This window comes from Curtobacterium sp. NPDC098951 (genome assembly GCF_044759965.1).
Lineage (GTDB): Bacteria > Actinomycetota > Actinomycetes > Actinomycetales > Microbacteriaceae > Curtobacterium.
Genome location: NZ_JBIWAG010000003.1, coordinates 553,735 through 578,513, shown reverse-complemented (window position 1 = coordinate 578,513; position 24,779 = coordinate 553,735). Strand labels below are relative to the sequence as shown.

Here is a 24,779-nt window from a genome sequence, read left to right as displayed (position 1 = left end):
AAAACGGGCGTACCTGGTCATAAGTTCTGACCAGGTACGCCCGTTTCGACCAGGTACGCCCGGGCGGGCACGCCCAGGACGCCCGGGTCAGGCCGAGGTGGTCGGGACCGCCATGATCGGGGTCGTCGTCGGCTGCTCCGAGCCGCCGGCGGGCTCCACCGTCATGCCGATCGTCACACCGTGCGAGAGCGTCCCGGTGAGGACCGCCGAGTGCACACCGGTGGACACGTGGTCCATCAGGCCGGCCGCGTTGATCTTGCCGCCGGTGCCCTCGGAGCCGATGTACCAGAGCTCGTAGGTCTTGCCCTCCGGAGCCGCGGGGACCCCGTCGAGGATGACCGCGGACTTGCCGACCTCGTTCGACCAGACGACCGTGGCCGTCCCGCCGCCCGAGACCTTCGCCGTGGTGCGCTTGAAGTCCGACGCGGCGTAGATGCGGTCGAGTCCGCCGGACGCCTGCGTCGTCCCCGGACCGGGCTGGTTCGAGGGAGCGAAGGTCGTGCCGACGCCGAGTCCGACGCCGAGGAAGACCACGGCGACGGCCGCTGCGGCGGACAGTGCCGCTGCCGGACGCTGGAACCAGCGGCGGCGAGCCTTGTCCGAAGCCGCACCACCGGTGGAGGTGCGGGTCGAGGCGGGGGAGAACCGCGCCTCCTGGCCGGCGTCGTCGACCGTGGTCGTCGTGGCTGGGGCGCTCGTGGCCGACGCAACGGACTGCGGGGCCACCGGAGCAGCCTGCGGGGTCGTCGCGATCTGGGCCATCAGGGACGCCTTGAGCGACGAGGGCGGCTCGATCGGGGTCACCGCGTAGGCGAGCTGCAGCGCGGTCTCGCGCAGCGAGTCCGTCTCGGCCTGCAGCTCCGGCGCGGTCGAGAGCGCGGAGTCGAACAGTGCTCGCTCCTCGTCCGACAGTGCATCGAGGGCGTGCGAACCGGTCAGCAGTGCCGGGTCGTCGTGTCGTTCGGTCATGATGTCACCCCCATCTCGTCGCGGAGTCTGATCATCCCGTCACGGAGACGGGTCTTGACGGTGCCGATCGGGACACCGAGGTGGTCGGCCATCTCGCTGTGCGAGTAGCCGCCGTAGTAAGCGAGTTGCACGGCCTGGCGCTGGAACTCGGTGAGCTTCGCGAGCGCCCGGCTGACGCGTTCGTGTTCGATCCGGATCTCGACCGACTCGGACACCTGGTCGAAGCCGGCCTCGAAGTCGCGGATGCCGATCTTCGTGTCGCGGTCGTGCGACGCCTGCGAGGCCCGCACCCGGTCGACCGCTCGGCGGTGCGCCATGGTGAGGATCCAGCTCGCTGCCGTACCGCGCTTGCGGTCGTAGCGGGTGGCCTGCTGCCAGACCTCGAGGAAGACCTCCTGCGTGACCTCTTCGGACTGTGCACGGTCCCGGAGGAGCCGCGTCACGAGTCCGAGCACGCGTCCGGAGAGGACGTCGTACAGGTCGGAGAAGGCTGCCTGGTCGCCGGTCGCCACGCGGGCGAGGAGGTCGTCTGGGGACGCCTGAGCCGGCTCGGTCGAACTCCAGCTCTCGGTGTCGCTATCCACGATGGCAAGCATTGCAGGTTTCCCTCCTCTCGGTTGCGATCTGGCTGTGAGTTGTGGGCCGCGACCCGACCACGCGCTCGGGTCGCGTGGTCGGGTCAGCGGTCGGTCGAGCGCGAGGGCCCGCGTGACCCGCAGGGAATTGACCGCCAGGGAGCGGACCGGGTCGCACGGGACCCTCGCTGTCGTGGCCGGCTCATCACCTGCCACGGTGATGATTCGGCACCCTCGCCCGAGCGGATTGGAGCGGTTCTCACCCCTCGTTCCCGGGGCACGCCCGAGCGCGGATCTGTCCACCGAGAGTGAACAGGGCCACGAGCACCGCGAGCGTCTCGTAGACTCGGTGTCGCCGGGCCGCAGCAAGCCCCGGGCTCCAAAATTCGCCGCTTCGAGCGGCCTCGCGCCGAGAGGCGCTTCTGCGGCCCGGTTCTTCCATGCCTGGAGTCGGGCGTCGCGGGTGGCGTCGTCGGCCCGGGCGCTCTCGCGGCTCGCGGCCGGTCGCGTTGCTGGCCGGTCGCTCGGCCGGCCGGTCGTGTTGCTGGCTGGTCGCGTTGCTGGCCGGGAGGCGCGGTGCGCGCCCGCCCCGCTGGCCGCTCAGTCCAAGCTGTCGCGGCGCCAGAGCGACGCCGCCTCGGTGAGGTCGGCCGCCAGTTCCGACAGGCGGAGCGCGCGGGTCGTGAGCTCCGACGCCCGGGCGCCCGCCGTCAGGTCCGCGTCGTCCGCGACGGCCGTCGCCCCGGCCGCGGTGAGTCGGCAGAACGCGGCGCCCCGGTCGAGCGCCACCGCGAGGTCCCCCGTGTAGAGGCCGTGCAGGATGCGGTCCGCCAGGGTCAGGATCTCCGCCGGACCGGTCGGCTGCTCGGCCCCGGCGACGGCCTGGTCGATCGTCCCGATCCGTTCCGTGCCCCGTGCGAAGAGGTACGCGATCTCCTCGGGGTTCTGCCGGATCACCGTCCGGACGAGGTAGATCCGCCACAGCGCGCCGGGGAGCGTGTGCGCCCCAACCCGCGCCCACAGCTCGGCGATGGCGTCGATGCCGTGCACGTCCGTGTAGGTCACCAGGCGCTCGACGACCGCCGGGTCCGGGTCCTGCCGCACACGGTGGAGCAGGGCGTTCGCGGTCTCGTGCGCGACGCGGTTCACCACGGCGGGGTCCTCGCCGCCCTGGATCGCGGCGAACTCCTGGTCGGTGAAGTGGACGGGACGGTGGTGATCGCGAGGCACCGCGTCAGTGTAGGCACGGTCGGCGACGTGCCCGGGCGTCGTTCGCCCAGAACGCAACGCCTCCGCCGCGCGTACCGTGACTGACCGGGAGGCGCTCCTCCCGCACGCGAAGGAAGAGGACTCCCATGAACCCCCTGCTCATCATCCTGGCCGTGATCGCGGTCGTCCTGCTGTTCGTCGGTGGCTTCACCGCGAGCCTGAAGTTCCTGCTCTGGGTCGGCATCGTGCTGCTCATCGTCGCGGTGGTCCTGTGGCTGCTGCGGACGCTCACCGGACGCCGCGGCTGACCCGCCCACCCGGTTCTTCCCAGAGGCCCTCACCCGCTAGCCTTGCGGGTGAGGGCCTCTAGCTCAGTTGGTAGAGCACCGGACTTTTAATCCGAGGGTCGTGGGTTCGAGCCCCACGGGGCCCACACCCTCCCGGCCCACGTCCCCCACCGCGACCGCTCGCGTCAAGGCGCGTCGCTTAGGATCGGCCCCATGCGCGATCGCCCCACCGGCAGGATCGGCTCACTGGACGGACTCCGCGGCGTCGCCGCAGCCGTCGTCGTGGTCCACCACACGCTGCTCACCATCCCGGCGTTCTCCGACGGCAACTACCGCGCAGCCGTCCCCGGGTGGGCCAGCTGGCTCGTCTACTCCCCGGCGCACGTGCTGTGGGCCGGCAGCGAGGCCGTCTTCGTCTTCTTCGTCCTCAGCGGGTTCGTGCTCACCCTGCCGGCACTCCGCCGCTCACAGGACTGGATCGCCTACTACCCGAGCCGACTCGTGCGCCTCTACTTGCCGGTGCTCGTGTCCATCGGACTGGCACTCGCCCTGTTCTTCCTCGTCCCCCGACAGGACCAACCGCACCAGTCGTACTGGATCAACCGGCACGCCGAACCGCTGTCCCTGCACAGCCTGTTCAACGACGTCACGCTCCTGTCGCCGTCGCTCGTGAACAGCCCGCTCTGGTCCCTCACGTGGGAGGTCTTCTTCTCCCTCCTCCTCCCGCTCTTCGTGTCGATCGCCGCCGTGACGAGACGCTGGTGGTGGGCGACCGGGATCATCGGGATCGTGCTGTCCTCGATCGGCTGGTACGAACACGTGCTCTGGTTGACCTACCTGCCGATGTTCCTCATCGGGTCAGCCCTCGCCGCAGGCTGGGAACGGATCCCAGACGTCGGCACCGTCGTCGGGTGGGTCCTCCTGCCCGCGTCCCTGGCCGGGATCACCGCCGAGTGGTGGCTGCCAGACGACGCATGGTGGTCGCCGGCCGTCCGAGCGATCGTGCTCGCGTCGGCCGGGGTCATCGTCGTCCTGGCCGGCAAGTGGCTCCCCGCCGAGCGCTTCCTGCTCGGCGGCGTCCCACGGGAACTCGGACGCCTCTCCTTCAGCCTCTACCTCGTGCACGAGCCGGTGACGGTGTCGCTCGCGAACCTGCTGCCGGCCACGTTCCCGTCGTGGCTGATCGTCGTCGCGATCCCGATCGGGCTCGGTGTGGCCGTCGTCTTCTCGCGGTTCGTGGAGCTCCCCGCGCACCGTCTGGCGAAGCGGATCGCGAAGACGCTGTCGACGAAGCCCCCGGTGCCGCAGGCTGTCTGACGGTTCAGCACCTCGCCGTGGCCGGTCACGAGGCTCTGCGGGGTGACCCTCTACAATCCCGGTGTGGCCCGACGAACCGACGGCGGCAGGTCCGGCGGCTCCCGTCGTTCCACCGTGCAGACCCGACGCCGACGGGTGATCCCTGCGGTCGCCATCGGCGCCATGGGTCTCGGCATCGCCGGCCTCCTCGCCCTGCTGCCAGCCGTCTCGAACGCGTGCCAGGTCGTCCCCGCGACGTCGCGCTTCTCGTCGGCGCAGGTGTCGGCCGCCACGGCGCCGGGCTCCGACGTCCTCATCGTCGGGGACTCGTACACGACCGGTCGCGGATCGTCGGACAACCTCCACGGCTGGGCACAGGACCTCGTCGCCGAGCGTGACTGGGACGCGACCATCGACGGCGGTCCCGGCACCGGGTACGTCAACCGTGGGGCGGCCAGGTCGGCGCGGGCCGTCTACCAGTCGAGGATCGAGCGGCGCGCAGCACTCTCGCCGGACCTCGTCCTCGTGCAGGGCAGCCAGAACGACTGGCTCACGAGTTCCGCCACCCTCGAGCGGACCGTCGAGAGCACGCTCCGGCAGGCCGAGGAACAGTGGCCCGACGCCGTCGTCATCGCGATCGGACCGTCGGCGCCGCAGCCGCGGGCCCAGGCGACGACGGGCATCAACGCCGCGGTGGCCGCCGGCGCACGAGCCGCCGACGTCCCGTTCGTCGACGCCCTCGACGGCCAGTGGTTCACCGCGATGAACAGCGGCAGCTACGCCGCGACCGACGACGAGCACCTGAACGACGCCGGGTACCGGTACCTCGCGGGCAAGATCGACGCCGAGCTCGAGGACCTCGCGACGAAGCCCGACGGCGAGCAGTGCCTCTGAGCTCCCGCATGGGGTACAAGTCGCCTTCAGTCGTCTCATGGCGGTTCCACTGCACAGTTCAGTTCGCGTTCAGCCGACTGTTGGGCTGCCGCCGATAGTGTCGTTCCCGGATCCGATCGACGGATCCTGCAGCATCGCACCATCGCAGAACGAACGGGGTACACCGTGATCGAGCCCATCGAAGCCACGCAGACCAGCACCACCGGTGACGCGCGCCGCATCGTCGAGCTCGCAGCAGCGACCAACACGACGATGAGCAACGAGCTCCTGCTCGACACGCTCCGCCGGAACGCCCAGGTCACGACCCGCCACATCCGCAAGGACTTCGTCGAGGTGGCGACCGGCACATCGGTGCTCGGCTACGTCTGCCGGCAGCGCAAGGACTTCATCGCCCTCCGCGGCGACGACCCGGCCTGGGCGCACGAGGTCGGCCGGTACGCGAGCGAGTCGCTCGCGGTCGAGGCGCTGCGCATGCGCCGCGCCTGATCCTGCCCACCGAACGACGAAGGCCGCCCCACACGGGGCGGCCTTGTTCGTGTCCGGAGCAGCGCGGCCGGCCGTCACCCACCGAGCCGAGACTCGCCCACGCGGACAGTTCTGCGGCGCACGTGGCACGAAACCGTCCGCCGAGCCGAGACTCGCCCACGCGGACACTTCCGCGGCGCACGAGGCACGAAACCGTCCGCCGAGCCGAGTCTCGCCCACGCGGACACTTCCGCGGCGCACGAGGCACGAAACTGTCCGCCGAGCCGAGTCTCGGGTGCGGCGCGCCCTCGCCGACCGCCGGGTCAGGACCAGACGCGGCGGATGCCCCAGCTGCCGGTCCAGGACTCGTCCGGCTCGAGCCAGCGCAGCCCCTCGCCGGAGTTGAGCGCGTTCGCGGGCGCCGTCATCGGCTCCACCGCCACGGCCAGCCCGGTGCCGTCGCCGCGGGGGAACTCGCGGGACGTGAAGACCTGCACGTACGGGAACGACCCGTCCTGCCAGAGTTCGACGCCGTCGCCCTCCGGTCCGTGCATCGTCGTGCGGCGGATCCCGTCGGCGTCCGGGGTGACGTCCGTGTAGGCGGTGTCGAGGTCGGCGTCACCGGCGCGGACGCCGGACCGCAGGTCGAACGGCGTGCCCTCGACCGGGACCGTGCCGTTCGGGATCTTCCTGTCGTCGACGGTGAACGCGGTCGCGGCGTCGAGCCGGACGACGAGGTCGTCGGCCGGGGTGTCACCGGCACGCAGGTAGGGGTGCGCCCCGATCGCGAACGGCGCCTTGACGCCGGAGCGGTTCACGACCTCGTGCGTCACACGGATGCCGTCGTCGACGAGTTCGTGGTGCACCCGCGTCTCGAGGGTGAAGGCCCAGCCGTGCTGGGGGTGGATGGTGGCTTCCTGCACGATGCCGGACTCGGTCTGGGTCACCACGCGGTACGGGGCGAAGCGGAGCAGCCCGTGCGAGGCGTTGCCGTACTTCGGCTCCGAGACGTCGAGCTGCTGCCGCGTGCCGTCGAGTTCCCACACACCGCCGGCGACGCGGTTCGGCCAGGGTGCGAGCACGATCCCGTTCGCCCCGGGCGGCTGCGACGTGACCGGGAACGGCTCGGTGAGGTCGAAGCCCGCGACACGGAGTTCGCGGATGCCGGCGGCCACCTCGGTGACGATCGCCTCGACGACGCCGTCGGGGCCGGCGTGACGGAGGTGGTACTGGCCTCCGGTGGGCGCTGCGGTCATGCGGTCTGGTTCCTTCCGTTGCGTGCCGGATCGCCACCGGCGGGCTCGTCCGCCACGACCACCTGGACGCCTGCCGCCCGGATCGGGGCGACCTGCTCCGCCGTGGTCTCGGCGGTGACGACGACGTCGATGTCCTCGAGCGCGCGGACCACCCCGAGGTGGGCTCGGCCGAACTTCGACCCGTCCGCGACCACGACGGTACGCCGAGCCGTGGCCGCGAGCATCCGCTTCGCCTCGGTCTCGGGCAGGTTCACGTTGGTGAGGCCGTGGGCGACGTCGAGCCCGGTGCCGCCGAGGAACACGGTGTCCGCCGCGATCATCGGCAGCACCGCCCCGTTGAAGGGCGCGACCAGCGAGTGCTGCAGCGGGCGCAGTGTGCCGCCGGTGACGATGACCGTGAAGCGCGGCACCGCGGCCTCGAGCACGAGTGCGGTCGTCAACGAGTTGGTCACCACCGTGACGTCGACGAGGTCTTCCCGGGCGACCAGGGCCGTCGCCACCGCGGCCGGCGTCGTGCCGACGTCGAGCACGACGCACTGGCCGGAGCGGACGAGGGCGGCCGCAGCGCGGCCGATGGCGGCCTTCGCCACCTGGTGCTCGACGGCGGTCTCCTCGAAGGGGCGCTCGGTGGAACCGGCCCCGAGGCGGACCGCACCGCCGTGCACCCGCCGGATCCGCGCCTCCTGGTCGAGCGAGGCGAGGTCCTGTCGGACGGTCACCTCGCTGGTGCCGAGCGCCGCTGCCAACGCGGCCGTCCGGACGAGGCCGGGCGCACCGTCGACGATGGAGACGATGCGGTCCTGCCGCAGCGGCGCGGGGAGGGCGCCGGCCAGGAAGGCGAGGTCGTCGTCGGTCATGACACCAGTTTCGCGTGCTTCCGAACACTTTCGCAATGCTTCGCCGAGCCGCTAGGGTGGTGCGGTGATCACCAAGCGCGTGACGAAGCTCGCGGACGGACGCGACCTCTTCTACTTCGACGACGCTGACTCGACGCTGCCCGCAGAACGCAGCATCGACCAGCGCGTGCTCGACCCGCGGCCGGAGACGGCGCGCATGCGCCAGGACGTCCTGACCGGCGAGTGGGTCTCCATCGCGGCGAGCCGGCAGAACCGGGTGTTCCTGCCGCCGGCCGACCAGGACCCGCTCGCCCCGCAGACGCCGGAGAACCCCTCCGAGATCCCGAGCCGGTACGACGTCGCGGTGTTCGAGAACCGTTCGCCGTCGTTCGGTCCGGAGCTCGCGGGTCCGGACGGGGCTGCCGACGCACCGTCGTCGCTCGACTCCCTGTCCGACGTCGGGCTGAACCGGCAGTTCCGGAGCGTCGGCCGGTGCGAGGTCGTGTGCTTCTCGCCCGCGACCGAGGGCTCCTTCGCGTCGATCTCCGAGTCGCGCGCCCGCACCGTGGTCGAGGCGTGGGCGGACCGCACCGCGGCGCTCTCCGAGCTCCCGGGCATCCAGCAGGTGTTCCCGTTCGAGAACCGCGGCGAGGCCATCGGCGTCACGCTCCACCACCCGCACGGGCAGATCTACGCCTACCCCTACGTCACGCCGCGCACTCAGCGCCTCCTCTCGTCGATCGAGCGGTTCGGACCGGACCTGTTCGAGCAGCACCTCGCGAACGAGCGCGCGTCCGACCGGGTCGTCCTCGCCGGTGAGCACTTCACCGCCTTCGTGCCGTTCGCCGCGCGCTGGCCCATCGAGATCCACATGCTCCCGCACCGGCACGTCCCCGACTTCGCCGGCCTCACCGACGCCGAGAAGGACGAGCTGGCGCACATGCACCTGCGGCTCACCCGCGGCATCGACAAGCTCTACGACGACCCGACGCCGTACATCGCCGCCTGGCACCAGGCGCCGGTGCACACCGGCCGCGACACCGTGCGGCTCATGCTCCAGATCACGTCCCCGCGTCGCGCGGCGGACAAGCTCAAGTTCCTGGCCGGCAGTGAAGCCGCCATGGGCGCGTGGATCGGGGACCTCGTCCCCGAGAAGGCGGCCGAGTTCATCCGAGGAGGGATCGAACGCGCATGACGTTCCAGCAGGTCTACGGGTACGAACCCACGGTGCGGTACTCCGCGCCCGGTCGGGTCAACCTCATCGGCGAGCACACCGACTACAACGACGGCTACGTCCTGCCCTTCGCGATCGACCGTCGCACGACCGCCTCGATCGCCCCGCGGACAGACCGCGTGCTGCGGGTCGCCTCGGCCTTCGACGCGTCCTCGGTGTTCGAGCTGAGCCTCGACGAGCTCGAGCCGTCGCGGATGAGCGGCTGGTCGGCCTACGTCCTCGGCATCGCGTGGGCGCTGCGTGAGCAGGCGGGTGCGGACCTCACGGACAAGACCGGCTTCGACGTCTTCATCGAGTCGGACGTCCCCGTCGGCGCGGGCCTGTCCTCGAGCGCGGCGATCGAGTGCGGCGTCGCACTCGCGTTCAACGACCTGTGGGAGCTCGGCCTGAGCCGGAAGCAGCTCGCACGCGTCGGCCAGTACTCCGAGAACCACGCCGTCGGTGCGCCGACCGGCATCATGGACCAGTCCGCCTCGCTGCTCGGCGAGCAGGACGCGGTGGTCTTCCTCGACTGCCGGACGCTCGACACCGCCGTCGTCGACCTCGCGCTCGAGGCGAACGGGCTCGAGGTCCTCGTCGTCGACACGCGCGTCGAGCACGCCCACGCCACCGGCGGCTACAAGGCCCGACGCGACTCGTGCGAGCGGGGTGCCTCGGTGATGGGCGTCGAGGCGCTGCGCGACCTGTCGGTCGACGACCTGCCGCGGGCGCAGGAACTCCTCGACGACGAGACCTTCCGTCGCGTCCGGCACGTCGTGACCGAGGACCAGCGTGTCCTCGACACCGTCCGCACGCTGCGCGAGCACGGACCGCGCTCCATCGGCTCGCTGCTCGTCGCCTCGCACGCGTCGATGCGCGACGACTTCGAGATCTCGGTGCCGGAGCTCGACCTCGCGGTCGAGACCGCGATGGCGCACGGTGCGGTCGGCGCGCGGATGACCGGCGGCGGCTTCGGTGGTGCGGCGATCGCGTTGGTCGACCAGGAGGCGCGGCAGACGATCGCAGACGCGGTCACCGCCGCCTTCGCCGCTGCCGGGTACCGCGAGCCGACGGTCTTCACGGTGCACGCCGCGCAGGGCGCCCGGCGCGACTGACGCGCCTCCGCCGCGCCGGTCGAGCCGCCGGTCAGCGGGTCGCGTGCCCTGTGGTGACCGTCACGCCGCCCCACGGGAACCCGTGCGGGTGCGGGACCTCGTGGTGGATCTGGTCGATCACGACGTGTCCTTGCCACACGGTGTAGACCAGCACGCCCAGCACGACCACCACCGGGACGGCCAGGTACGCCGCGAACCGGATGACGTCGCCGAGCGATCGCTTGCCGAGCCGCTCGAGCGTCGGCGGGAGGAACGTGCCGACGACGACCACGAGCAGCAGGACGGCGATCGCGGCCGGCGCTGGATGTCCCTCGACCTGTACTGTGCGTGGGGCACTCGACAGCAGGTTGCCCGCGTCGTCGATCCAGTGCCCGTCGCCGTCCGTCCCGCCGTACTCCGCCGCGGCGGACCACATCGTGAGCGTCGGGTACGACAGGAGCGCGACGACTCCGATCAGCACGAGGCCCCATGCCCGCGGTCGCAGCTTCCGTCCGGCGTGCGCCATCACCGGTGCGGTCTGCATGTGCTCCCCCATGTGCGAGACCGGAGCACCGCGGTCGACGCTCACGGCGCGCCCTCGAGACGCTGGATCGACCACGAGACGTCGCCGATCGTGACGGGGTGCACGTCGCCGTGCGCAACGGCCCAGAACACCCACTGCCATTGCACGATGAACAGCACCCACACCAGCATGGTCACCCCGACCACCCCGGTCAGACCGAGTGCGAGCACGCGGTCCTGGTCCCACCGTGCGGCTCCCCGTCGAGCGACCCCGACGACGAAGCCGCCGACCGCGAAGCCGACAGTGAGGAGCACCCACCCGATCCACGGCCGGGCTTCGAACTGCACGAAGCCGAGTTCGTGCGTGTCCGTGCTGCCCGGCAGCCGCGGGTCGGCGGACCAGTTCTGTCCGAGGACCTGCAGGAACAGGCACAGCAGTGTGATCCAGATGAGTTTGCGGGCGTCCTTCGTGAAGAGCGACTCGCGCGCTCCGGGTTCCGCGACGGACGTGGTCATGCTCGAACGGTAGCGCGGCGCCGGACGTCACAGAAGCGCCCATCCGAGGGTCGCCCCGAATCCGGCCACCTCGGACCCGCGCGGATGTGGCGGCGCCGACCCGCGCCTCCCGAACGTGGTTCGTGAGCAGAAGTGGTCGGGTCCGACGACGGGACCCGACCATTTCTGCTCACGAAGCGCACATCGCGGCGCGCACACGCACGCCCCCGCACGCCGCTAGTGCAGGTGGCGCTCCGCCGCCTCGACGACGTTCTTCATGAGCATCGCGCGGGTCATCGGGCCGACGCCACCGGGCGTCGGCGACAGGAAGCCCGCGACCGAGGCGACCTCGGGGTCGACGTCGCCGCGCAGCTTGGCCTTGCCCGTCTCCGGCGACACCACGCGGCTGATGCCGACGTCGATGACCGCCGCACCCGGCTGCACCCAGTCGGGCTTGACGAGTCCGGCGACCCCGGCCGCCGCGACGATGATGTCGGCTCGGCGGCACTCGGCGGCGACGTCCTCGGTGAGCGAGTGCGTCAGCGTCGCGGTGGCCTCGAGCCGGGTGAGCAGCAGGCCGAGCGGACGACCGACCGTCAGCCCCTGGCCGATGATCGTGACGTGCTGCCCGCGGATCGGGACCTCGTACGCCTCGAGTATCGCGACGATGCCGCGCGGGGTGCAGGGCAGCGGCGCGTCGATCGTGCCGGCACCACCGGGCACGGCGAGCACGAGCTCGCCGAGGTTGGTCGGGTGCAGGCCGTCGGCGTCCTTGGCCGGGTTCATCAGCTCGAGCATCAGGATCGGGTCGATGCCCTGCGGCAACGGGAGCTGCACGATGAACGCGGTGACCCGGGGGTCGTCGTTCATCTGCAGGATCGCAGCCCGGATGTCGGCGGCCGACGCGGTCTCGGGCAGGTCGATGCGGACCGAGTCGAGCCCGATCTGCGCGGAGTCGCGGTGCTTGCCGGCGACGTACGACACCGAGCCGGCGTTCTGCCCGACCATGATCGTGCCGAGACCGGGGCGGAACCCGTGGTCGTGCAGCCGGTCGATGCGGACCTTCAGGTCGTCGAGCGTGCGGGCGGCGAGGGCGGTGCCGTCGATGCGGACGGCACTGCCCTCGCCTGCCCAGCGCTCACGAGGGAGCGCGGCGCTCACGCGTAGAGCGGGAACGCGTCGGTCAGGGCCTTCACCCGCGCCGAGAGCGCTTCGATGTCCGGGTTCGGCATGAGCGTCAGCGCGATGATGTCGGCGACCTCGGTGAACTCGGCGTCGCCGAAGCCGCGCGTGGCGAGCGCCGAGGTGCCGATGCGGACACCCGAGGTGACCATCGGCGGGCGCGGGTCGAACGGCACGGAGTTGCGGTTCACGGTGATGCCGACCTCGTGCAGGAGGTCCTCGGCCTGCTTGCCGTCGACCTCGGAGGTGCGCAGGTCGACGAGCACCAGGTGCACGTCGGTGCCACCGGTCAGGACGTCGATCCCGGCGGCCTTCGCGTCGGCCTGCGTGAGGCGGTCCGCCAGCAGGCGAGCACCGCGGAGCGTGCGCTCCTGGCGGTCCTTGAACTCCGGGGTGCCGGCGAGCAGGAACGCGGTCGCCTTCGCGGCGATCACGTGCATGAGCGGGCCGCCCTGCTGCCCCGGGAACACGGCCGAGTTGAGCTTCTTGAACAGCGTCTCGTCGTTGGACAGGATGATGCCGGAGCGGGGGCCGGCGAGCGTCTTGTGCACGGTCGAGGACACGACGTGCGCGTGCGGGACCGGGGACGGGTGCAGGCCCGCCGCGACGAGACCGGCGAAGTGCGCCATGTCGACCCAGAGCTTCGCGCCGACCTCGTCCGCGATCTCGCGGAACTTCGCGAAGTCGAGCTGGCGGGGGTACGCGGACCAGCCGGCGATGATGACCTTCGGCTGGTGCTCGACGGCCTTCGCACGGATGTCGTCGTAGTCGACCTCGAAGGTCTCCGGGTCGACGCCGTAGGACACCGCGTTGTAGATGCGGCCGGAGAAGTTGAGCTTCATGCCGTGGGTGAGGTGCCCACCGTGGGCGAGCTCGAGCCCGAGGATGGTGTCGCCGGCGGAGGCGATGGCGTGCAGGACGGCGGCGTTCGCGGTCGCGCCGGAGTGCGGCTGGACGTTGGCGTACTCGGCGCCGAAGAGGGCCTTCGCACGGTCGATGGCGAGCTGCTCGGCGACGTCGACGTACTCGCAGCCGCCGTAGTAACGCTTGCCCGGGTAGCCCTCGGCGTACTTGTTCGTGAGGACGGAGCCGACGGACTCGAGGACGGCGCGCGGCACGAAGTTCTCGGACGCGATCATCTCGAGGGTGTCGCGCTGCCGGCCGAGCTCCTGCTCGAGCACGCGGGCGATCTCGGGGTCGACCTCGCTGAGCGGGGCGTTGAAGCTGGACTGCGTGGTCGCAGCGGGCAGATCGGTGATGGACACGGGACTCCTCGTTGTCTGTCCCGTCGCGCGCGTGCACGACGGAGGTGGACGGTTGGGCGCGGCCCAGGCGTACGGCCGCGCACCGTGTCAGGTGTCGCTCCCCGATGGTGACCCATCCAACGCCAGTCGCGACCCCACGATCGTACCGAGCGCACCGGTTCGTGTCACCCTGGAGGCATGACCATGCTCAGCCCCGACGTCGACGAGCGGACGACGACCCGCTCCGACACCCCCTGGGTGACCGTGGTCTGGGACGACCCCGTCAACCTGATGTCGTACGTGACCTACGTCTTCCAGTCGCACTTCGGGTTCGGGCGGGCGAAGGCGGAGCGGCTCATGCGCCAGGTGAACGACGACGGCCGCGCGATCGTGGCGACCGGACCCCGCGAGGCGATGGAGGCACACGTCGAGGCGATGCACGGCTACGGACTGCAGGCCTCGGTCGACCGGGCTCCCGCCCCGTGATCCCGTTCGTCCGGCGCGCCGACGGCGTGCACCTCGCCATGTCCTCCGGCGAGCGCGGCGTGCTCACGTCGCTGACCGAGCAGCTGCAGCAGGTGCTCGGCGGGGACCTCGCCGCGGACCCGGTCGCGGCACGGATGTTCCCGGACGCCTACCGCGACGACGCCGAGGCCAGCGCCGAGTTCCGACGCTGGACCGAGTCGGACCTGGTGGCGCGGAAGAGCACGAACGCAGCGACCGTGCACGCGTGGCTCACCGGTGCCCGTGACGGCGCCTTCGACCACGACGACGAGCAGGCCTGGCTGCGCTGCCTGACGGACCTGCGGCTGACCATCGCGGACCGGCTCGGGATCGTGGACTCCGCGACCGAGGAACGGTCGTACACCGCCGACGCGGGCGTCGGACTGCGGGACGTCTACGACTGGCTGGGGTACGTGCAGGAGCACCTGGTCGACACCCTGACCGCGACGCGATGAGCCTCGGCTTCCGTCCGGTCGGCGACGACCTGGAGGCGCTGCTCGCCTTCTCGACGGACGACGGCGCTGGTGGCACGCACTGCGATCAGAAGGAAGCCTTGCAAGTTCGCCTGTCGAAGTAGTACCGTGACGGTATGGATTCGGTCGGCTCGGACGCGCTCGCGGGTGAGTTGCTGACGCTGTACGGCAAGATCCGCCGGACCACCCTCGTCGGCAAGGTCGACGAGGTCACGGCGTCCCAGTCCGCGGCGCTCGGGCGGCTCGTCCGTGACGGTGCGACCACGACCGCCGAACTCGCCCGCGCCGAAGGCCTCCGCCCGCAGTCGATGGGCGCGACCGTGCAGGCGCTCGAGGACCTCGGCCTCGTGACCCGCACGCAGGACCCGACCGATGGGCGCCGGACCATCGTCGCCGCGACGGACGCCGGCCGGACCGCCCGCGCCGAGTCCCACCGCGCCCGGACCCGCCTCCTCGCCGAGCGCCTCGCGACGCTCGACCCCGACGACCGCGCCGTGGTCGTCCGCTCCCTCCAGATCCTCGAACCGCTCGTCGAACCGTGACCACCAGGAGGGGCGACCCGCGTCGACCGACGCGAGCCGCGCCTCCTGGCCGTCACGACGCGACCCGAGTCGCAAAGGCAGCCAGCCACGTCCACCGCAACCGCCTCCACACCCGTCTCCCCCACGGCCGACCCGGAGGGCAGCGGCTTCGGCCCGAAGCTCCTCGTGCCGGTCCTCGTCGGGCCGCTGCTCAACCCGATCAACACGACGATGGTGTCGGTCGCCCTCGCGCCGATCTCCCGTGACCTCGGGATCGGGGCGGCGCAGGCGATCTGGCTCGTCGCGGCGCTCTACCTCGCGAGCGCCGTCGCCCAGCCGACGATGGGGAAGCTCGCCGACCGGTTCGGCCCGAAGAAGGTCTTCCTGACCGGGCTCGTCATCGTCGGGGTCGCCGGGATCGTGCCCGAGTTCCTGACCGGCTTCGGCGGCGCGGTGTTCGCCCGCGTCCTGATCGGCATCGGGACCTCGTCGGCGTACCCGGCGGCGCTGACGACCCTGCGCCAGCACTCGACCCGCATCGGCAAGCCCACCCCGCCGCTCGTGCTCGGCGCGCTCTCGATCACCTCGCTCGTGTCCGCCGCCGCCGGACCACCCCTCGGCGGGGCGCTCATCGCGGCGTTCGGGTGGCACGCGATCTTCCTCGTGAACGTCCCGCTCGCGGTGTTCGGGATCGTCGTGTCCGCGATGTGGCTGCCGTCGGACCGGCTCCGGCCGCGGGAGGACGAGGACGTGCCCGTCCTCACCGCACTCGATCCGTTCGGGATGCTGCTCATGACGGGGACCGTCTCGGCGCTGCTCGTGTTCCTGCTCGACCTGTCCGCCGGGCTCTGGTGGCTGCTCGGCACGGCCGTCGTGCTCCTGGTGGCGCTCGTGGCCTGGGAGCTCCGAGCGGCGCGACCGTTCGTCGACGTCCGGATGCTCGCGCGGAACGGGGCGCTCTCGCGGACGTACGTGCGCCTGTTCCTCGTGTACATGCTCGCGTACACGATGACCTACGGCTTCTCGCAGTGGGTGCAGGACGTCGCGGGTTACTCGAGCGACGTCGCCGGGTACATCCAGCTGCCCGCGGCCGTCGTCGCCGGGGTCGCGTCGTTCCTCATCGCCCGGAAGACCGCCGTGCGGGGGCCGCTCGTCGTCGCGGCCGTCGTGCCGATCGTCGGCGGGCTGCTCCTGCTGCTGCTGCACACCGGGTCGCCCGTGTTCCTGCTCGTGCTGGCACCGGCGCTCTTCGGGGTCCCGCAGGCGCTGGCGTCGGTGTCGAACCAGGCGGCGCTGTACCGGGTCGTCCCAGCGGCGTCCATCGGCACCGCCGCGGGGCTGTCCCGTACGAGCGTGTACATCGGGGCGATCGCGGCGTCCTCGCTGATCGGCGGGGTGTTCGGCCAGGCTCCGACGACGCCGGACCTGCACGTGCTGGCGCGGGTGATCGTGGGCGTCGCGGTGCTGCTCAGCGTCCTGACGATCGCCGACCGGGCGCTGGCGCGGCCGCTGCCCGCGCCCGCGAGCCGCACTTCGTGAGCAGGAATGGTCGACTGGCGCCACGGCACCCGACCATTCCTGCTCACGATCCGGCCCGACGGCGCACGATCCGGCGCGACGGCGCACGATCCGGTCCGACGGCACCCGCAGCCCGACCGGCGGGGCCGCACCGCGCCTCCCGACAGCCCGATCCCGGTACCCTGAACCGGTGACCGACCCGACCGCCCCGAGCGCCACGACCCCCACGCACTGGACCCTCACGCTGGTCTGCGACGACCAGCCCGGGATCGTGCACGCCGTCTCCGGGGCAGTCGTCGCCGCGAGCGGGAACATCACCGAGTCGCAGCAGTTCTCGAGCGCCGACACGAACACGTTCTTCATGCGCCTCCAGGTGATGGCCCCGGTCGACCGCGCCACGTTCGAGGCCGCCCTCGCCCCCGTCGCCGAGCGCTACACCGCGCGCGTCCAGCTCGACCTCGTCGGCCGGCCGATGCGCACCCTCGTGCTCGTGTCGAAGGCGGGGCACTGTCTGAACGACCTGCTCTACCGGCAGCGCGGCGGACAGCTCCCGATCGAGGTGCCGCTCGTGCTCTCGAACCACGGGGACCTGTCGGAGCTCGCGTCGTTCTACTCCGTGCCGTTCGAGCACCGGCCGGTGACCGACGCGGCGAGCAAGCAGGAGATGGAGCGCCGCGTGCTGCAGGCGGTGGAGGAGCACGACATCGAGCTCGTCGTCCTCGCCCGGTACATGCAGATCCTCTCGCCCGAGCTCTGCGCCGCGCTCGAGGGCCGCGCGGTGAACATCCACCACTCGTTCCTGCCCGGCTTCAAGGGGGCGAACCCCTACCGGCAGGCCCACGCCCGCGGCGTGAAACTCATCGGTGCGACGGCGCACTTCGTCACGAGCGACCTCGACGAGGGCCCGATCATCGAGCAGAACGTCGTGCGGGTGGACCACACGAAGGACCCCGCCGAGCTCGTGTCGATCGGCCAGGACGAGGAGTCCCGCACGCTCACCCAGGCGGTGCGCTGGATCGCGGAGGACCGGGTCCTCCTCGACGGCGCCCGCACCATCATCTTCAAGTAGGCACCGCATGTCAGCACCGCAGTCCCCCGTCGATTGGGGCGACACCCCGGACCCGCACGCCATCCGCCCGCGGAGGCTCGACGGCTGGACGGTGCTCCGCGTCCTCGTGTGCGCCTTCGGCCTGGTCTCGCTGGCGTACTGGGGCTACATCGCGTGGCCGTTCCCGGTGCCGGGCATCCTGTTCATGATCGGCGCGCCGGTGTTCGCCGCGGTGGTCTGGTACCTGTTCCGGTCGCCGCGCTCCCCCATCGAGACGGACATCGTCGGCAAGACCATCGTCGAGGTCGCGCTCGTGATCGCGGCCGGTGCGGCCTGGATCTCGATCGGGCACCCGGTCGTCGGGATCGTCTTCATCGTGGTCGCAGCGTTGTCGGGCGTGGTGCAGTTCCGCAAGGAGACCCGGTGAGCGGCGTCGCGTCCGCCGCATCCGGCGCGTCCGTCGCGTCCGGCGCGTCCGCCGCGTCCGGCGCGTCCGTCGCGTCCGGCGCGTCCGTCGGCCAGGAGGCGCGGCGCACCCTGTTCCGGTCGGCCCACGTCGTCGATGCCGGCGGCTCCACCGCGGACGGCTGGGTCCTCGTCGTCGGTGACCGCATCCACGCGGTCGGCTCCGGTCCCGAGGGACCGGCGGCGACGTCGGTCGACGAGGTCGTCGACCTCGGCGACGCGGTCCTCGTGCCCGGCTTCATCGATCTGCACGGCCACGGGGGTGGCGGGGTCGCCTACGAGGACGAAGCCGTCGGTGCCGCCCTCGCCGTGCACCGCGCGCACGGCACGACCCGCTCGGTCCTGTCCCTCGTCGCGAACCCGGTCCCCGCGCTCACGGCGTCGCTCGACCGCATCCGCGCGGTGATGGCCGACGACCCGCTCGTGCTCGGCGTCCACCTCGAGGGCCCCTTCCTCTCCCCGCACAACAAGGGCGCACACAACGAGTCGTTCCTGATCGACCCGTCGCCGGCCGCGGTCGAGGCGCTGCTCGAAGCCGGCGAGGGCTTCATCCGCCAGGTCACCGTCGCCCCGGAACTCCCCGGCGCGCTCGACGCCGTCCGCCGGTTCGTCGCCGCCGGGGTCACCGTCGCCGTCGGCCACACCGTCGGCACCTACGACCAGGCCCGTGCCGCGTTCGACGCCGGTGCGACGCTGCTGACCCACGCGTTCAACGCGATGCCGGGGCTGCACCACCGTGCGCCGGGGCCGATCGGTGCCGCCGTGGCGGACGACCGCGTGACGCTCGAGCTCATCCTCGACGCCGTGCACGTGCACCCGTCCGTGGCGTCGATGCTGCTGCGGGCCGCTCCCGGGCGGGTGGCCTTCGTCACGGATGCCATGGGCGCGGCGGGTTCGGCCGACGGCTCGTACACGCTGGGCTCCCTCGCCGTGACCGTCACCGACGGCGTCGCACACGTCGCGGGGACCGACACCATCGCGGGCTCGACCCTGACGCAGGACGCGGCGCTCCGGAACGCCGTCACCCTCGCGGGGCAGACGCTGCCGGACGCCGTGGCGGCGCTGACCAGCATCCCGGCGGCGGCGCTGGGGCTCGGCGACCGCCTGGGCCGACTCGCGCCGGGGTTCGCGGCCGACCTGGTGGCGCTGTCCCCGTCGCTCGAGGTGCAGCGGGTCTGGGGTGCCGGACGGCCGATCAGGTGACGGACACGGACTCAGCACGATCGGACCACCGGCGGCGCCGGATCGTGATCGTGCTGGCGGTGGTCACCATCACGTTGTGGTGCGTGGCCGTGGCACTCGCGACCACCGTGCTCGTGCTCATCGGACGGCTTCCGGGCGAGGATCCGGACCGAGATGCCCGCGCGAACCAGATCGCGACAGGCGTCTTCGTCTCCTTCGCCCTGCCGGCCACCGCATCGACGATCGGCTTGGTCGCGGCACGCCGCGCTCGGGCACGTGGCCGCGACGTGTGAGCGAGGGGCACCCTGTGGGCTCCGGGCCCGGGCGCGACGCTGCCGGCCGTGCGCGGCCGATGGCCGGCCCCTACCGGTCGACCGGCCGGTCCTGCGCGCCGCTCGCCCACGTCGTCGCCGTCGGGCCCACCCGGAAGGACAGGGTCCCGCCGCGCGTGACGAGTGACGACGGCACCCACGACTGCGCGAGCGTCCGGCCGTCGAGTCGGGCCGACTGCACGAACGGGTCCGTGCTCGACGAGCGGATCGCGATCCGCTCCCCGCTCGACCGCCGGATGTCGACGGTGGTGAACGTCGGGCTCCCCACGAGCATCTCCGCCCGCCCGGGCGTCTGCGGGAACAAGCCGATCGACGCGAACACGTACCAGGCGCTCATCGTGCCGAGGTCGTCGTTCCCGGGCAGCCCGCTCGGACCGGTCGTGTAGGCATCGTCGACGACCCGTCGCACGGTCTCCTGCGTCTTCCACGGCTCGCCGAGCGCGTTGTACATCCACGGTGTGTGGATGTCCGGCTCGTTGGTCGGGTCGAACTTCGTCGGGTCGCCGCCGGTCACCGCGAACGCACCGGCGCTGTCGTGGAAGAACGCGTCGAGCCGGGCGACGGCAGCGTCGTCGCCGCCGAGCGCCGTCGACAGCCCGTGGACGTCCTGCGGCACGAGCCAGGTGTACTGCGCACTCGTGCCCTGCGCGAACCCGGTGCCGGTCGAGGGCGACCAGCCCGGCGTCCACGAGCCGTCCGCCTGGCGAGCGGCCTGGTACCCGACGGCCGGGTCGAACGTGTTCTTCCAGTAGGTCCCACGCTCCGCGAACATCCGGGCGTCGGAGCCCAGCCCGAGGGACCCCGCCCAGTACCCGAGCGCGCTGTCGGAGATCGAGTCCTCGAGCGTCTCGGCAGCGCCACCCCAGCACGAGCAGTCGTCGTTCGCGGCGTAGTGCCGCTCGAGGTACTCGTCGAGCGCCGGCCGCTGCGCGAGGCACTGGCCCGGGCAGCCGATGTCGCTCTCGGCGTCGGCGTTCTCGACGGTCGCCTGACGCTTCAGCGACTGGTAGGCGGCCCGCACGTCGAAGTTCCGGACCCCCATGGCGTACCAGGTGGCGAGCGTCGCCGCCGACGGGTCCCCCGTCATCACGTGCGTCGGGGCACCGAGGTGCAGCCATCGGTCCCACACCCCGCCGTTCTGCTCGGCGAACCGCAGCATCGACTGCGCCATGTCCCCGGCGACGTCCGGTCGCAGCAGCGCGAGCAGCTGGATCTGCGCCCGGTACTGGTCCCACCCGGAGTACGTGCCGTAGACGGCCCGGTGTCCGCGGTCCATCCGGTGCACCCGCTGGTCCGGCCCGAGGTACCGCCCGTCGCGGTCGTTCAGCGTGTTCGGCTGCATGAGTGCGTGGTAGACGGACGTGTACAGCTGGGTGGTCCGGTCCGTCGTGCCGCCTCCGACGCGCAGGCGCGACAGTTCACGGTTCCAGGAGGCGCGGGTGCCGGCCGCCACGCTGGCGACGGTCGCGCGCGTGGTGATCTCGCCGTCGCGGTTCGCTATCGCTCCTGCGGCGCTCACGTACGAGATGCCGATCCGCGCGTGCACCGTCGCACCGCGACGCGCGTCGAACCCGACCCACGCGCCGGAGCCGCGTCCGGCGCGGTCGGCGCCGGTCAGGTACCCCTCCCCACCGGAGGAGGCCGTGCCTCCTGGCTGGACCGTGCCGTCCTGCCACGTTCCCGTGCTCGAGAACGCCCGGTCGAAGGTGGCCGTGAAGAACAGGCGGTAGTAGCTGCGGCGGTCGGGGTTGGTGGCCCCGCCGCCGTTCGCACGGCGGCTGCAGAAGCCGCCGGTCAGGACGCTGCCGCTGACGGTGCGGGTGCGGGCGTCGACGCTGGTGGTGGCCGCCTCGCTGCCGTTGATGGAGTTCGACGTGCGGAAGAGCAGGTTCGCGGCCTTGCCGGCCGGGAACGCGAACTCGCCGACGCCGGCACGCGTCGTGACGGCGAGGTCGGTGCGGACGCCGTTGTCGAGTCGGACCGTGTAGCGGCCGGGACTCGCGGACTCGTCGTCGTGCGAGTAGCCGGCGGCGTAGACCGCGTCGGTGGAGTCGGACGACGGCGAGGTCGTGACCGGGGTCGTGACGGGCATGATCGGCACGTCACCGGCGGCTCCCGGCGCGCAGCCGGCACCGTTCAGGTGCGTCAGGCTGAACCCCCGCAGCCGGTCGACGTCGTACGAGTAGCCGTTCGCGACCGGGGTCGAGGTCTGGTCACCCGCGGTGCCGGTCGGGCTCCACTGCAGCATGCCGAACGGCGCGGTGGCACCGGGCCAGGTGTTGCCGTCGCCGCTCGTGCCGATGAACGGGTCGACGTACCGGGCGGGGTCGGAGACGGTCCGGGTCCCCTGCCCTGCCTGTCCCGAGGGCGAGGCGACCGCCGGTGCGGCGACCATCCCCGTCCCGAGCAACGCGGCGATCGTGGCCACCGCGGCGAGCGGCAGCGGGCGGAGGAGCGGGCGACGGTGCACGCGGGAACGGTTCACGTCGGCGACGCTAGACCCCTCGGACGGGGGACGTGCGGTCGGTCACCGAGCGCTCCCCCGCTGTTCACGTCGGCGTGGACCGTACACCCTCGCCGACCTCGACTGAGGTCCAGATCACACCGTCCGCTGCGAGGATGGCCCCATGAGCGTCATGGTCTCCCTCTTCGATGCGCACCGCACCCGCACCAGCGAGAAGTACACGGCACACCCGCCGGAGGTGCTGCCGATGTTCGTCGCCGAGATGGACAGCATGCTCGCCGAGCCGGTGCGGGACGCCCTCGTGGCCGCGGTCACGAACGGCGACACCGGCTACGTCGGGCACGGCCGGGCGCTCCCCGAGGCGTTCGCCGACTTCGCCGAGGCCCGCTGGTCGTGGCGGCTCGACCCCGACATGGTCCGGACGACCACGGACGTCTCGGTGGCCGCGGTGGAGACGCTCCGCCGGGTGATCGAACCCGGCGACCAGGTCGTCATCATGCCGCCGGTCTACCCGCCGTTCTGGGAGTACGTCGCCGAGGCCGGCGGCTCCGTGACCGAGGTCCCGCTGCTCGCGCCAGAGGGCACCGCGGACCCGTTCGACACCACGGCCGGCTGGCGGATGGACCTCGACGGCATCCGCCGAGCGTTCGCGGACGGCGCCCGGACGGTGCTGCTGTGCAACCCGCACAACCCCCTCGGGCTGGTGCACACCCGGGACGACCTGGCCGCCCTCGCCCGGCTCGCCGCCGAGTGGGACGCGGTGGTCGTCTCCGACGAGATCCACGCACCGCTCGTGCACGCGGATGCGACCTTCACGCCGTTCCTCGACTCGTGCCCCGAGGCCGCCGACCTCGGCGTCGCCCTGACCAGCGCGAGCAAGGCCTGGAACCTCGCGGGGACGAAGTGCGCGCTCATGGTCGGTGCCTCGGACCGGGCGCGAGCGTGGTTCGACGGCATGCCGACCGAGGTGGTGGAGCGCACCGGGATCCTCGGGTACACCGCGAGCGTGGCGGCGTTCAGCGAGGGCGGACCCTGGCTCGCGTCGCTGCTGACCGAGCTCGCCGCGAACCGCCGCACCCTGGCCGAGCGCATCGGTGCGGTGCTGCCCGGTGCCGGCTACCGGCAACCGCAGGCGTCCTACCTGGCGTGGCTCGACCTGCGCGCGCTGCCGTGGGGCGACGACCCCGCCGCACACCTCGTCGACGAGGCGAAGGTGGCGCTCAGCAGCGGCCCGGACTTCGGTCGGCAGGGAGCCGGCTTCGCCCGGCTGAACTTCGGGTGCTCGGCCGAGACCCTCGACGAAGGACTCAGCCGCCTGCACACCGCGTGGTCGCGGCGCACGGGCGGCTGAGCCGGGGACTCACTCGAACAGCTGCCAGGCCGGCTTGTTCGCGTACGTGTACCGGTAGTAGTCGGCGAGCGTGAGCCCCGCGGCGGCTTCCTCGTCGACGACGACGGTCGCGTGCTCGTGCAGCTGCAGTGCCGAGCCCGGGACGAACGACGACAGCGGCCCCTCGACCGCGGCGGCCACGGCATCGGCCTTCGACGACCCCTGGGCGACGAGGACGAGCTCGCGAGCATCGAGGATGGTGCCGAGCCCCTGCGTCATGCAGTGCGTCGGGACCTGGTCGAGGCTGTCGAAGAACCGGGCGTTCGCCTCACGCGTGGACGGGGCGAGGGTCTTGATGCGCGTGCGGGACGCGAACGACGACGTCGGTTCGTTGAACCCGATGTGCCCGTTCGCGCCGATGCCGAGGATCTGCACGTCCACCCCGCCGGCGGCACGGATCGCGGCGTCGTACTCCTTCGCCGCGAACTCGAGGTCGGACGCGCGACCGTCCGGGACCCGGACGCGGGAGGGCTCGAACCCGAGCGGGGCGATGACGTCGCGCTGGATCACCGAGGCGTAGGACTCGGGGTGCTCGAGCGGGATGCCGACGTACTCGTCGAGCGCGAAGGCGCGGGCCTCGGCGAACGAGATCTCCCCCGCCTCGACGCGACGTCGCAGGTCGGCGTAGATGCCCTGCGGGCTGGACCCGGTGGCGACTCCGATGACGGCGGACGGCTTCTTCGCGACGACGGAAGCGATCTTGGCCGCGGCGACGCGACCGACCTCAGCCGGCGTGGGCAGGATGATGATCTCCACGGTCACAGCCTACTGGTCATGACCAGTCCGCGACAGGGTCCCGTGTCGGTAGCGTGGCGGCATGCCCACACCTGACTTCGTCCTGTCCCTCCGCTCGAAGATCGGGAACGAGCCGCTCTGGCTCACCGGGGTCACCGCCGTCGTGACGCGCGGCGAGGGTCCGGACCGTGAGCTCCTCGTCGTGCGTCGGGCCGACAACCTCGCGTTCACGCCGGTGACCGGCATCGTCGACCCCGGCGAGGAACCCGCGGTCGCCGCCGAACGCGAGGTCCTCGAGGAAGCCGACGTCGTCGCCGTCGCCGAGCGCCTCGCATGGGTGCAGGTGCTGCCGGAGATGACGTACCCGAACGGCGACCGGGCGCAGTACCTCGACCTCGTGTTCGCCTGCCGGTACGTGTCCGGCGACCCGTTCCCCGCCGACGGCGAGAACATCGAGGCCTTCTGGGCACCGCTCGATGCCCTGCCCGAGATGCCCGCGACCATGCGGGCACGCATCGACGCGGCCCTGTCCGACGACCCGGCCACCCGCTTCCAGCGCTGACTGCTCGGACAGGAGGCGCGGTGCCAGCCCGCACCGCGCCTCCCGTCC

The 24,779-nt window shown here is 71.9% G+C and carries 28 protein-coding genes, 1 tRNA gene and 1 riboswitch; of the genes, 18 read left to right on the top strand and 11 right to left on the bottom strand.

The annotated features are described in order from the left end of the window. Positions 1–87: 87 nt before the first annotated feature. The 3 genes from ACIQUC_RS11795 to ACIQUC_RS11785 all read right to left on the bottom strand — a co-directional run bounded on the left by ACIQUC_RS11795 (position 88) and on the right by ACIQUC_RS11785 (position 2,774). Positions 88–969 carry an anti-sigma factor domain-containing protein gene (locus ACIQUC_RS11795; RefSeq protein WP_402267008.1) on the bottom strand — a complete coding sequence of 294 codons (882 nt, stop codon included), beginning with the start codon at positions 967–969 and terminating at the stop codon, positions 88–90. Next, on the bottom strand, positions 966–1,565 hold the full coding sequence (sigK, locus tag ACIQUC_RS11790) for an ECF RNA polymerase sigma factor SigK (RefSeq protein WP_022906643.1): 600 nt from the start codon (positions 1,563–1,565) through the stop codon (positions 966–968). The genes ACIQUC_RS11795 and sigK overlap by 4 nt, the downstream gene beginning before the upstream one ends. 579 nt (positions 1,566–2,144) lie before the next feature. Continuing rightward, positions 2,145–2,774: a DNA-directed RNA polymerase subunit beta gene (locus tag ACIQUC_RS11785; RefSeq protein WP_402267005.1), complete on the bottom strand. Its 630-nt coding sequence runs from the start codon at positions 2,772–2,774 to the stop codon at positions 2,145–2,147. 125 nt (positions 2,775–2,899) lie between these two features. Here ACIQUC_RS11785 and ACIQUC_RS11780 point away from each other — a divergent pair, with 125 nt between their 5' ends. The 5 genes from ACIQUC_RS11780 to ACIQUC_RS11760 all read left to right on the top strand — a co-directional run bounded on the left by ACIQUC_RS11780 (position 2,900) and on the right by ACIQUC_RS11760 (position 5,716). Next, the gene (locus tag ACIQUC_RS11780; RefSeq protein ID WP_022906645.1) at positions 2,900–3,061 is read left to right on the top strand and encodes a hypothetical protein; all 162 of its coding nucleotides are present in this window, start codon (positions 2,900–2,902) and stop codon (positions 3,059–3,061) included. A gap of 52 nt (positions 3,062–3,113) precedes the next feature. After that, positions 3,114–3,186, top strand: a tRNA-Lys gene (locus ACIQUC_RS11775). A 67-nt stretch (positions 3,187–3,253) separates the two neighbouring features. Beyond that, positions 3,254–4,357, top strand: coding sequence for an acyltransferase family protein (locus ACIQUC_RS11770; protein ID WP_402267002.1), 1,104 nt, complete (start codon positions 3,254–3,256; stop codon positions 4,355–4,357). A gap of 63 nt (positions 4,358–4,420) precedes the next feature. Further along, positions 4,421–5,230 carry an SGNH/GDSL hydrolase family protein gene (locus ACIQUC_RS11765; RefSeq protein WP_402266999.1) on the top strand — a complete coding sequence of 270 codons (810 nt, stop codon included), beginning with the start codon at positions 4,421–4,423 and terminating at the stop codon, positions 5,228–5,230. A gap of 165 nt (positions 5,231–5,395) precedes the next feature. Further along, entirely contained in the window at positions 5,396–5,716 is a 321-nt protein-coding gene (locus ACIQUC_RS11760) for a hypothetical protein (RefSeq protein ID WP_022906652.1), read from the top strand. Between the two features lie 302 nt (positions 5,717–6,018). Here the strand turns inward: ACIQUC_RS11760 and ACIQUC_RS11755 are convergent, their stop codons facing one another. Together ACIQUC_RS11755 and ACIQUC_RS11750 are read right to left on the bottom strand one after the other, a co-directional pair. After that, positions 6,019–6,951 (bottom strand): aldose 1-epimerase family protein, encoded by a 933-nt coding sequence (locus ACIQUC_RS11755; RefSeq protein WP_402266996.1) that lies wholly within the window; start codon positions 6,949–6,951, stop codon positions 6,019–6,021. Continuing rightward, positions 6,948–7,808: a DeoR/GlpR family DNA-binding transcription regulator gene (locus ACIQUC_RS11750; protein WP_402266993.1), complete on the bottom strand. Its 861-nt coding sequence runs from the start codon at positions 7,806–7,808 to the stop codon at positions 6,948–6,950. The genes ACIQUC_RS11755 and ACIQUC_RS11750 overlap by 4 nt, the downstream gene beginning before the upstream one ends. 64 nt (positions 7,809–7,872) lie before the next feature. Here ACIQUC_RS11750 and galT point away from each other — a divergent pair, with 64 nt between their 5' ends. Next, positions 7,873–8,982: a galactose-1-phosphate uridylyltransferase gene (gene galT / locus ACIQUC_RS11745; RefSeq protein WP_402266990.1), complete on the top strand. Its 1,110-nt coding sequence runs from the start codon at positions 7,873–7,875 to the stop codon at positions 8,980–8,982. Next, positions 8,979–10,115, top strand: a complete 1,137-nt coding sequence (gene galK / locus ACIQUC_RS11740; RefSeq protein WP_402266987.1) for a galactokinase — start codon at positions 8,979–8,981, stop codon at positions 10,113–10,115. Before galT ends, galK begins: the two co-directional genes overlap by 4 nt. 31 nt (positions 10,116–10,146) lie before the next feature. Here the strand turns inward: galK and ACIQUC_RS11735 are convergent, their stop codons facing one another. The 4 genes from ACIQUC_RS11735 to glyA form a co-directional block, all read right to left on the bottom strand. Then, the gene (locus ACIQUC_RS11735; protein WP_402266984.1) at positions 10,147–10,683 is read right to left on the bottom strand and encodes a hypothetical protein; all 537 of its coding nucleotides are present in this window, start codon (positions 10,681–10,683) and stop codon (positions 10,147–10,149) included. Next, positions 10,680–11,132 (bottom strand): hypothetical protein, encoded by a 453-nt coding sequence (locus ACIQUC_RS11730; protein WP_022906657.1) that lies wholly within the window; start codon positions 11,130–11,132, stop codon positions 10,680–10,682. The genes ACIQUC_RS11735 and ACIQUC_RS11730 overlap by 4 nt, the downstream gene beginning before the upstream one ends. Before the next feature lie 216 nt (positions 11,133–11,348). After that, a complete protein-coding gene (locus ACIQUC_RS11725) occupies positions 11,349–12,272 on the bottom strand; it encodes a tetrahydrofolate dehydrogenase/cyclohydrolase catalytic domain-containing protein (RefSeq protein WP_402266980.1) in 924 nt (307 codons plus the stop codon). Further along, entirely contained in the window at positions 12,269–13,552 is a 1,284-nt protein-coding gene (gene glyA, locus ACIQUC_RS11720) for a serine hydroxymethyltransferase (protein ID WP_083857916.1), read from the bottom strand. The genes ACIQUC_RS11725 and glyA overlap by 4 nt, the downstream gene beginning before the upstream one ends. A gap of 60 nt (positions 13,553–13,612) precedes the next feature. Beyond that, positions 13,613–13,698, bottom strand: a riboswitch (ZMP/ZTP riboswitch). A gap of 37 nt (positions 13,699–13,735) precedes the next feature. Between glyA and clpS the strand changes: the two genes are divergently transcribed. The 9 genes from clpS (at position 13,736) to ACIQUC_RS11675 (ending at position 19,541) form a co-directional block, all read left to right on the top strand. Continuing rightward, a complete protein-coding gene (clpS, locus tag ACIQUC_RS11715; RefSeq protein WP_022906660.1) occupies positions 13,736–14,023 on the top strand; it encodes an ATP-dependent Clp protease adapter ClpS in 288 nt (95 codons plus the stop codon). Then, positions 14,020–14,496: a DUF2017 family protein gene (locus ACIQUC_RS11710; protein WP_402266977.1), complete on the top strand. Its 477-nt coding sequence runs from the start codon at positions 14,020–14,022 to the stop codon at positions 14,494–14,496. The genes clpS and ACIQUC_RS11710 overlap by 4 nt, the downstream gene beginning before the upstream one ends. After that, complete coding sequence (locus ACIQUC_RS11705) at positions 14,493–14,618, top strand: hypothetical protein (protein WP_022906662.1); 126 nt, start codon at positions 14,493–14,495, stop codon at positions 14,616–14,618. The genes ACIQUC_RS11710 and ACIQUC_RS11705 overlap by 4 nt, the downstream gene beginning before the upstream one ends. Positions 14,619–14,630: 12 nt before the next feature. Continuing rightward, positions 14,631–15,056 (top strand): MarR family winged helix-turn-helix transcriptional regulator, encoded by a 426-nt coding sequence (locus ACIQUC_RS11700; RefSeq protein WP_402266973.1) that lies wholly within the window; start codon positions 14,631–14,633, stop codon positions 15,054–15,056. Positions 15,057–15,221: 165 nt separating this feature from the next. After that, entirely contained in the window at positions 15,222–16,574 is a 1,353-nt protein-coding gene (locus tag ACIQUC_RS11695) for an MFS transporter (protein ID WP_402266970.1), read from the top strand. Positions 16,575–16,743: 169 nt separating this feature from the next. Beyond that, positions 16,744–17,622 (top strand): formyltetrahydrofolate deformylase, encoded by an 879-nt coding sequence (purU, locus tag ACIQUC_RS11690; RefSeq protein ID WP_402266968.1) that lies wholly within the window; start codon positions 16,744–16,746, stop codon positions 17,620–17,622. 7 nt (positions 17,623–17,629) lie between these two features. Next, a complete protein-coding gene (locus tag ACIQUC_RS11685) occupies positions 17,630–18,028 on the top strand; it encodes a YrdB family protein (protein ID WP_022908302.1) in 399 nt (132 codons plus the stop codon). A 110-nt stretch (positions 18,029–18,138) separates the two neighbouring features. After that, positions 18,139–19,269, top strand: coding sequence for an N-acetylglucosamine-6-phosphate deacetylase (nagA, locus tag ACIQUC_RS11680; protein ID WP_402267266.1), 1,131 nt, complete (start codon positions 18,139–18,141; stop codon positions 19,267–19,269). Then, positions 19,266–19,541, top strand: a complete 276-nt coding sequence (locus ACIQUC_RS11675; protein WP_402266964.1) for a hypothetical protein — start codon at positions 19,266–19,268, stop codon at positions 19,539–19,541. Before nagA ends, ACIQUC_RS11675 begins: the two co-directional genes overlap by 4 nt. A 70-nt stretch (positions 19,542–19,611) precedes the next feature. On the opposite strand, the gene ACIQUC_RS11670 is transcribed toward ACIQUC_RS11675, so the two are convergent. Continuing rightward, positions 19,612–22,065 (bottom strand): GH92 family glycosyl hydrolase, encoded by a 2,454-nt coding sequence (locus ACIQUC_RS11670; protein ID WP_402266961.1) that lies wholly within the window; start codon positions 22,063–22,065, stop codon positions 19,612–19,614. A 142-nt stretch (positions 22,066–22,207) separates the two neighbouring features. On the opposite strand from ACIQUC_RS11670, the gene ACIQUC_RS11665 reads away from it, so the two are divergent. Continuing rightward, the gene (locus ACIQUC_RS11665; protein WP_402266958.1) at positions 22,208–23,395 is read left to right on the top strand and encodes a MalY/PatB family protein; all 1,188 of its coding nucleotides are present in this window, start codon (positions 22,208–22,210) and stop codon (positions 23,393–23,395) included. Positions 23,396–23,404: 9 nt separating this feature from the next. Here ACIQUC_RS11665 and nagB read toward each other — a convergent pair whose 3' ends face one another. After that, positions 23,405–24,190: a glucosamine-6-phosphate deaminase gene (gene nagB, locus ACIQUC_RS11660; RefSeq protein WP_402266955.1), complete on the bottom strand. Its 786-nt coding sequence runs from the start codon at positions 24,188–24,190 to the stop codon at positions 23,405–23,407. Between the two features lie 61 nt (positions 24,191–24,251). Between nagB and ACIQUC_RS11655 the strand changes: the two genes are divergently transcribed. Further along, the gene (locus tag ACIQUC_RS11655; protein ID WP_402266952.1) at positions 24,252–24,731 is read left to right on the top strand and encodes an NUDIX hydrolase; all 480 of its coding nucleotides are present in this window, start codon (positions 24,252–24,254) and stop codon (positions 24,729–24,731) included. Positions 24,732–24,779: the final 48 nt, after the last annotated feature.

Bases quoted from the DNA above. Each gene is read 5' to 3' on its own strand.
- ACIQUC_RS11795 (WP_402267008.1), bottom strand. From the start codon at position 969: ATGACCGAACGACACGACGACCCGGCACTGCTGACCGGTTCGCACGCC.
- sigK (WP_022906643.1), bottom strand. From the start codon at position 1,565: ATGCTTGCCATCGTGGATAGCGACACCGAGAGCTGGAGTTCGACCGAG.
- ACIQUC_RS11780 (WP_022906645.1), top strand. From the start codon at position 2,900: ATGAACCCCCTGCTCATCATCCTGGCCGTGATCGCGGTCGTCCTGCTG.
- ACIQUC_RS11770 (WP_402267002.1), top strand. From the start codon at position 3,254: ATGCGCGATCGCCCCACCGGCAGGATCGGCTCACTGGACGGACTCCGC.
- ACIQUC_RS11755 (WP_402266996.1), bottom strand. From the start codon at position 6,951: ATGACCGCAGCGCCCACCGGAGGCCAGTACCACCTCCGTCACGCCGGC.
- ACIQUC_RS11750 (WP_402266993.1), bottom strand. From the start codon at position 7,808: ATGACCGACGACGACCTCGCCTTCCTGGCCGGCGCCCTCCCCGCGCCG.
- galK (WP_402266987.1), top strand. From the start codon at position 8,979: ATGACGTTCCAGCAGGTCTACGGGTACGAACCCACGGTGCGGTACTCC.
- ACIQUC_RS11730 (WP_022906657.1), bottom strand. From the start codon at position 11,132: ATGACCACGTCCGTCGCGGAACCCGGAGCGCGCGAGTCGCTCTTCACG.
- clpS (WP_022906660.1), top strand. From the start codon at position 13,736: ATGACCATGCTCAGCCCCGACGTCGACGAGCGGACGACGACCCGCTCC.
- ACIQUC_RS11705 (WP_022906662.1), top strand. From the start codon at position 14,493: ATGAGCCTCGGCTTCCGTCCGGTCGGCGACGACCTGGAGGCGCTGCTC.
- ACIQUC_RS11700 (WP_402266973.1), top strand. From the start codon at position 14,631: ATGGATTCGGTCGGCTCGGACGCGCTCGCGGGTGAGTTGCTGACGCTG.
- ACIQUC_RS11685 (WP_022908302.1), top strand. From the start codon at position 17,630: ATGTCAGCACCGCAGTCCCCCGTCGATTGGGGCGACACCCCGGACCCG.
- ACIQUC_RS11665 (WP_402266958.1), top strand. From the start codon at position 22,208: ATGAGCGTCATGGTCTCCCTCTTCGATGCGCACCGCACCCGCACCAGC.
- ACIQUC_RS11655 (WP_402266952.1), top strand. From the start codon at position 24,252: ATGCCCACACCTGACTTCGTCCTGTCCCTCCGCTCGAAGATCGGGAAC.